Below are 7,112 nucleotides of genomic sequence, written 5' to 3'. Positions count from 1 at the left end.
CCCGAACTCAGCAGTGAAACGATGCATCGCCGATGGTAGTGTGGGGTTTCCCCATGTGAGAGTAGGTCATCGTCAAGATTAAATTCCGAAACCCCAATTGCGAAAGCAGTTGGGGTTTTGTTTTGCCTGCAGGAAAGTATTTGAGCGTTCTCGGGCAACTCTAATCATGATTCGTTGTTATGTCAGGGCAGCGCCAGTTTTGCTCCCCTGCGGTGCCATCTGCGACATTCGCCATAGGGCCCCTAGGCCGTCCACGTTCGCGTAGCAGCGCGCCCGCGATGTGATGAGCGCAACGAGTCGATATTCGCTCGGCAGTCCTCTTATGAGCCTCTGTAAGGTTTTGTTCGGACAGATGCGCCTGGCAGCCCTATGAGGGCGCCAGAAGAGTTTGTAGCTGAACTGCGCCTGCTTGGTTGAAGCATAAGGGCAATGCCCGAGCTATCAAGCAATGTGTCTTGCTTCTCGGTTGCCTGGAGGCTTTGATTTGCGAGCGACTGAGGTGGGACGTGACTGTGCGCTCTGGAGTCTGAGAGCGCTTGTAAAAAGAAGCTGCCTTGCGAGGGGGGGGATGAAATTCCGGAAACAAAAAAGCCCGCAGTTAGCGGGCTTTAGAGGTGTTACATAGACGCTGGTAGTCGTCTATGTCTTGCAAATGGTGCCCCGAGGGAGACTCGAACTCCCACTCCTTTCGAAAACGGATTTTGAATCCGCCGCGTCTACCAATTCCGCCATCAGGGCTCAATGGCGGCGAAGTATAGAGATGAGATTACCGTTGGTCAATCACGTTTCATGGTCTATTTTCGATATTTCCGCTAAACTTTCCGGCCCTGCTAGACGAACCCCATCATGCGCGTTGCTGACTTTACTTTCGAGCTCCCTGATTCGCTGATCGCCCGCCACCCTTTGGCCGAGCGTCGCGGTAGTCGCCTGCTGACCCTGGATGGGCCGAGCGGCGCCCTTGCACACCGTCAATTCACTGATTTGCTTGAGCATTTGCGCCCGGGCGATTTGATGGTGTTCAACAATACCCGGGTGATTCCGGCGCGGCTGTTCGGGCAGAAAGCGTCCGGCGGCAAGTTGGAAATCCTCATCGAACGCGTGCTCGATACCCATCGCGTACTGGCTCATGTGCGCTCCAGCAAGTCGCCAAAACCGGGTTCGAAGATCCTTATCGATGGCGGCGGCGAGGCAGAAATGCTCGCGCGTCACGACGCGCTGTTCGAACTGGCCTTCGCTGAAGAAGTGTTGCCGTTGCTCGACCGTGTCGGGCACATGCCGTTGCCTCCCTATATCGATCGCCCGGATGAAGGTTCGGATCGCGAGCGTTATCAGACTGTGTACGCCGAGCGCTTGGGTGCAGTGGCGGCGCCTACGGCGGGCCTGCATTTCGATCAGTCGCTGATGGAATCGATTGCTGCCAAGGGCGTCGAGACAACGTTCGTCACGCTGCATGTTGGCGCGGGGACGTTCCAGCCAGTACGCGTCGAAAAACTTGAAGATCACCACATGCACACCGAGTGGCTGGAAGTCGGCCAGGACGTGGTCGATGCGGTCGCAGCGTGCCGTGCGCGCGGTGGTCGAGTGATTGCGGTCGGCACCACCAGCGTGCGTTCGCTGGAAAGCGCCGCGCGTGATGGCGTGCTCAAGCCGTTCAGTGGCGACACCGATATCTTTATCTTCCCGGGCCGACCGTTCCATGTGGTCGATGCCTTGGTGACCAATTTCCATTTGCCGGAATCCACGCTGTTGATGCTGGTTTCGGCATTTGCCGGTTATCCCGAAACCATGGCCGCCTACAAGGCTGCCGTCGACAACGGTTACCGCTTTTTCAGCTACGGTGATGCGATGTTCATCACCCGTAACCCCGCACCTACTGCCCCTAAAGAAACCGGCCCAGAGGAAACAGAATGAGTCGCGAATGTCGCATGTCCTTTGAGCTCCTTGCCACCGATGGCAAGGCCCGGCGTGGTCGCCTGACCTTCCCGCGTGGCACCGTCGAGACCCCGGCGTTCATGCCGGTGGGTACTTACGGCACGGTCAAGGGCATGTTGCCGCGTGACATCGTCGCCACCGGCGCAGAAATCATTCTCGGCAACACCTTCCACCTGTGGCTGCGACCTGGCACCCAAGTGATCAAGGAGCATGGCGACCTGCACGATTTCATGCAGTGGAAAGGCCCGATCCTCACTGACTCCGGCGGTTTTCAGGTGTTCAGCCTCGGCGCGATGCGCAAGATCAAGGAGGAGGGCGTGACCTTCGCTTCCCCGGTCGACGGCGCCAAAGTGTTCATGGGCCCGGAAGAATCGATGCAGGTGCAGCGCGATCTCGGCTCCGACATTGTGATGATTTTCGACGAATGCACGCCGTACCCGGCTGACGAAGATGTTGCTCGCGTATCGATGGAGTTGTCTCTGCGCTGGGCTCAGCGTTCGAAAAATGCTCACGGCGACAATACCGCCGCGTTGTTCGGTATCGTTCAGGGCGGCATGCACCAGGATCTGCGCATGCGCTCGCTCGAAGGCCTCGACAAGATCGGCTTCGATGGCCTGGCCATTGGCGGTCTGTCGGTGGGCGAACCGAAGCACGAGATGATCAAGGTTCTGGATTATCTACCAGGCATGATGCCGGCTGACAAACCTCGTTACCTTATGGGTGTTGGCAAACCGGAAGATCTGGTTGAGGGTGTGCGCCGCGGTGTGGACATGTTCGATTGCGTGATGCCAACCCGTAATGCCCGCAATGGGCATCTGTTCATTGATACCGGCGTGCTGAAGATCCGTAACGCGTTCCATCGCCATGATGAATCGCCGCTGGATCCGACCTGCGATTGCTATACCTGCCAGAACTTCTCCCGCGCTTATCTGCATCACCTGGACAAGTGCGGCGAAATGCTGGGAAGCATGCTCAATACCATCCATAACTTGCGCCATTATCAGGTGCTGATGGCTGGTTTGCGCGAGGCTATTCAACAGGGTACATTGGCCGCCTTTGTCGATGCCTTCTACGCCAAACGCGGGCTCCCCGTTCCGCCTTTGGACTGAGTTTTCTGACCCCAAGATTCAACATTTGCAACTGGAGTGCTAAATGAGCTTTTTTATCTCTAACGCCATGGCTGACGCGGCTGCACCGGCTGCTGCCGGCCCAATGGGCGGCGGTTTCGAGTGGATTTTCCTGGTCGGCTTCCTGGTCATCTTCTACCTGATGATCTGGCGTCCACAGGCCAAGCGCGCCAAAGAGCAGAAGAACCTGCTGAGCAGCCTGCAGAAGGGCGACGAAGTGGTCACCACTGGCGGCATCGCCGGCAAGATCACCAAAGTGGCTGATGACTTCGTGGTTCTGGAAGTTTCCGACACCGTCGAAATGAAGTTCCAGAAAGGCGCCATCGCCGCCACGCTGCCAAAAGGCACGCTGAAAGCGATCTGAAGCAACAACTTCTACTCAATCGACGGGGCGCGCAAGGCGCCCCGCGTTCATAACGGGCGGCGTGATGCTGAACAAATATCCTCTGTGGAAATACATTCTGATCCTGGCGGTGCTGGCGATCGGTCTGATTTATTCCGCTCCGAATCTATACCCCGATGACCCGGCCATTCAGGTCAGCGGTGCAAGCACTGCGCTGCAAGTCAATCAGGCTGATCTGGATCGTGTGAGCACTGCGCTCAAGGAGTCCGGGATCAACGTCAAGGCAGCCACGCTGGCCGCCAACGGCAAGGGCGGTCTGATCCGTCTGAGCAAGGCTGAAGACCAGCTGCCGGCCAAAGACGTTGTGCGCAAGGCGTTGGGTGATGACTACGTCGTCGCGCTGAACCTGGCACAGACCACCCCGCAATGGCTGCGCAATCTGGGCGCGCACCCGATGAAGCTGGGTCTGGACTTGTCCGGTGGTGTGCACTTCCTGCTGGAAGTGGACATGGACAAAGCCCTCGATGCACGCCTGAAAGTCTACGAAGGCGACGTCAAGAGCCTGCTGCGCAAAGAGAAGCTGCGCTATCGCAGCCTGCCGCAACTGGGCGGTGCCATTCAGTTGGGCTTCAGCGATGAAGATTCCCGCGAACAGGCCCGTGCACTGATCCGTAAGAACTTCAACGATTTCGACATTGTTCCGGCCGACCTCAATGGTCAACCGGTGCTGCGTCTGGCGATGACCCCGGCGAAGCTGGCGGAAATCCGTGAATACTCCATCAAGCAGAACTTGACCACGGTACGTAACCGCGTCAACGAGCTGGGTGTTGCCGAACCGATCGTCCAGCGTCAGGGCGCCAACCGCATCGTGGTTGAGCTGCCGGGCGTGCAGGACACTGCCGAAGCCAAGCGTATTCTCGGCAAGACGGCCAACCTTGAGTTCCGTCTGGCTGCAGAGCCGGGTGCTTCGAAAGCCACCTCCGAAACCTTCGAGTTCCGTGAAGGCAATCGCCCGCCAGCACAGATCGAGCGTGGTCTGATCATCACCGGTGACCAGGTGACCGACGCCAAGGCCGGTTTCGGCGAGCACGGTACCCCGGAAGTGAACATCCGTCTGGATGGTCATGGTGGTGAGCTGATGAGCCGTGCTACTCGTTCGAACGTTGGTCGCAGCATGGCGGTGATCTTCATCGAACAGCGTCCGATCACCACTTACACCAAGCAAGTGGTCGATGGCGTCGAGAAAGACGTTGCGGTGCAAACGTTCAAAGAAGAGAAGAAGATCATCAGCCTGGCGACCATTCAGTCGCCGCTGGGTGCTCAGTTCCGTATCACTGGCCTGAACGGTCAGGGTGAATCGTCCGAACTGGCGCTGCTGCTGCGCGCCGGTGGTCTGGCTGCACCGATGTACTTCGCTGAAGAGCGCACCATCGGCCCGAGCCTGGGTGCTGACAACATCACCAAAGGTATCGATGCGTCGCTGTGGGGCATGCTGTTCGTGTCGCTGTTCATCATCGCCATCTACCGCTTCTTCGGCATCATCGCCACCGTCGCACTGGCGGTGAACATGGTGCTGCTGCTGGCCCTGATGTCGCTGCTGGGGGCAACGCTGACCCTGCCGGGTATCGCCGGTATCGTGCTGACCATGGGTATGGCGGTCGACGCCAACGTGCTGATCTTCTCGCGGATCCGTGAAGAGATCGCCGCCGGCATGACCGTGCAGCGTGCAATCAACGAAGGCTTCGGCCGGGCATTCACCGCGATTCTCGACGCCAACCTGACTACCTTGTTGGTCGGCGGGATTCTCTTTGCCATGGGCACCGGCCCGGTCAAAGGTTTCGCAGTGACCATGTCCCTCGGGATCTTTACCTCGATGTTCACGGCCATCATGGTGACCCGCGCAATGGTCAACCTGATCTTTGGCGGACGTGACTTCAAGAAGTTGTGGATTTAAGGGGCTGCCATGTTACGTACAATCAACTTCATGGGCGTTCGCAACTTCGCGTTCGGCGTCACAGTGTTTCTCACGTTGCTGGCTATGTTCAGTGTCGTGACCAAGGGTATGAACTGGGGTCTGGACTTCACCGGCGGTACGCTCATCGAGCTGACCTACGAGCGTCCGGCCGACGTTACCAAGGTGCGTGAGCAGCTGGCGACGTCGGGTTACCACGAAGCAATCGTGCAGAGCTTTGGTGCGACTACCGATCTGCTGGTGCGCATGCCGGGTGAAGACCCGCAACTGGGCCATCAGGTGGCGGAAGCGCTGCTGAAGGTCGGCGGCGACAACCCGGCAACGGTCAAGCGTGTCGAGTTCGTCGGCCCGCAGGTCGGTGAAGAGCTGCGCGACCAGGGCGGCCTCGGCATGCTGCTGGCGCTCGGCGGCATCCTGATCTACCTGGCCTTCCGCTTTCAGTGGAAGTTCGCGGTCGGCGCCATCGTTTCGCTGATTCACGACGTGATCGTGACCATTGGTATCCTGTCGTACTTCCAGATCACTTTCGATCTGACTGTACTGGCGGCGGTGCTGGCGATCATCGGTTACTCGCTGAACGACACCATCGTGGTATTCGACCGGGTTCGTGAGAACTTCCGTGTCCTGCGCAAGGCAACGCTGATCGAGAACATCAACATCTCGACCACGCAGACCCTGCTGCGCACCATGGCGACGTCGATCTCCACTTTGCTGGCGATCGCTGCACTGCTGTTCTTCGGCGGTGACAACCTGTTCGGCTTCTCGATCGCGCTGTTTATCGGTGTTCTGGCGGGTACTTACTCGTCGATCTACATCGCTAACGTGGTGCTGATCTGGCTGAACCTGACCACCGAGGATCTGATTCCTCCTGCCAACACCGAGAAAGAAGTCGACGACCGTCCATAACGGCCATCGTTTTCCCGGCTGTCAGCCCAAGAAAGGCGCGAGTTGAACTCGCGCCTTTTTTTATGCTCCAAGGCTGGGAGAAGCGCGGGCGCGTCCCGCATGTGATGGTCAGGAGGTTCATGTGAACAAGTCGTTGCTGGTTGGTGCGGTATTGGGTGCTGTCGGTGTGACTGCCGGGGGTGCTGTTGCCACCTACAGCCTGGTTAAAAGCGGCCCTGAGTATGCGCAAGTATTGGCCGTTGAACCGGTTAAAACACAGATCAAGACTCCACGTGAAGTGTGCAAGGACGTGACAGTGACTCGTCAGGCACCGGTAAAAGATCAACACCAGATTGCCGGTACCGTTGTGGGTGCACTGGCAGGTGGTTTGCTGGGTAATCAGATTGGCGGCGGCACCGGCAAGAAGATTGCCACGGTCGCCGGTGCGGTCGGTGGCGGTTATGCGGGTAACAAGGTGCAGGAAGGCATGCAGGAGCGTGACACCTACACCACCACGCAAACCCGCTGCAACACGGTCAATGACATCAGCGACAAGGTCGTCGGTTACGACGTGCGTTACTCGCTCGATGGCAAGGAGGGCAAAGTGCGGATGGATCGCGATCCGGGCAACCAGATTCCGGTCGACAAGGAAGGCAAGCTGATTCTGTCGCAGAATGAGCCGGCTCAGTAAGTACCGACTGTTTTAACAAGAAGCACCCTGCGGGCTAATGCCAGTCAGTTAAGCTGACTGGCATTTTTATTTTTGATCGGATACTTCGGCGATTTCAGCCGAATCGCCCGAGGATAAACGCGCTCCTCACGTCGATGCGGCAGAACGTAGTGCGGCGCTGAA

Annotated in this window: 6 protein-coding genes and 1 tRNA gene; 6 read left to right on the top strand and 1 reads right to left on the bottom strand. The window is 58.1% G+C overall.

Annotated features, from left to right (window positions below):
* Positions 1-653: 653 nt before the first annotated feature.
* Positions 654-738, bottom strand: a tRNA-Leu gene (locus CKW17_RS29355).
* A 108-nt stretch (positions 739-846) separates the two neighbouring features.
* Here CKW17_RS29355 and queA point away from each other — a divergent pair.
* From queA to CKW17_RS29325, 6 genes are all read left to right on the top strand, one after another.
* Positions 847-1,911 (top strand): tRNA preQ1(34) S-adenosylmethionine ribosyltransferase-isomerase QueA, encoded by a 1,065-nt coding sequence (queA, locus tag CKW17_RS29350; RefSeq protein ID WP_095123432.1) that lies wholly within the window; start codon positions 847-849, stop codon positions 1,909-1,911.
* Between the two features lie 14 nt (positions 1,912-1,925).
* A complete protein-coding gene (tgt, locus tag CKW17_RS29345) occupies positions 1,926-3,041 on the top strand; it encodes a tRNA guanosine(34) transglycosylase Tgt (RefSeq protein ID WP_162130185.1) in 1,116 nt (371 codons plus the stop codon).
* A gap of 43 nt (positions 3,042-3,084) precedes the next feature.
* On the top strand, positions 3,085-3,423 hold the full coding sequence (gene yajC / locus CKW17_RS29340; protein ID WP_007916913.1) for a preprotein translocase subunit YajC: 339 nt from the start codon (positions 3,085-3,087) through the stop codon (positions 3,421-3,423).
* Positions 3,424-3,487: 64 nt separating this feature from the next.
* The gene (secD, locus tag CKW17_RS29335; protein ID WP_077574432.1) at positions 3,488-5,356 is read left to right on the top strand and encodes a protein translocase subunit SecD; all 1,869 of its coding nucleotides are present in this window, start codon (positions 3,488-3,490) and stop codon (positions 5,354-5,356) included.
* A gap of 9 nt (positions 5,357-5,365) precedes the next feature.
* On the top strand, positions 5,366-6,280 hold the full coding sequence (secF, locus tag CKW17_RS29330; protein WP_095123431.1) for a protein translocase subunit SecF: 915 nt from the start codon (positions 5,366-5,368) through the stop codon (positions 6,278-6,280).
* Between the two features lie 121 nt (positions 6,281-6,401).
* Positions 6,402-6,950: a glycine zipper 2TM domain-containing protein gene (locus CKW17_RS29325; RefSeq protein WP_007916907.1), complete on the top strand. Its 549-nt coding sequence runs from the start codon at positions 6,402-6,404 to the stop codon at positions 6,948-6,950.
* Positions 6,951-7,112 lie beyond the last annotated feature (162 nt).

It is taken from the genome of Pseudomonas sp. Irchel s3f10, from assembly GCF_900187515.1.
In the GTDB taxonomy this organism is placed as follows: Bacteria; Pseudomonadota; Gammaproteobacteria; order Pseudomonadales; family Pseudomonadaceae; genus Aquipseudomonas; species Aquipseudomonas tensinigenes.
Note: the sequence above shows the minus strand (reverse complement) of the source record. Positions and strands in the feature narration are given on the sequence as shown.

Bases quoted from the DNA above. Each gene is read 5' to 3' on its own strand.
- queA (WP_095123432.1), top strand. From the start codon at position 847: ATGCGCGTTGCTGACTTTACTTTCGAGCTCCCTGATTCGCTGATCGCC.
- tgt (WP_162130185.1), top strand. From the start codon at position 1,926: ATGTCCTTTGAGCTCCTTGCCACCGATGGCAAGGCCCGGCGTGGTCGC.
- yajC (WP_007916913.1), top strand. From the start codon at position 3,085: ATGAGCTTTTTTATCTCTAACGCCATGGCTGACGCGGCTGCACCGGCT.
- secD (WP_077574432.1), top strand. From the start codon at position 3,488: ATGCTGAACAAATATCCTCTGTGGAAATACATTCTGATCCTGGCGGTG.
- secF (WP_095123431.1), top strand. From the start codon at position 5,366: ATGTTACGTACAATCAACTTCATGGGCGTTCGCAACTTCGCGTTCGGC.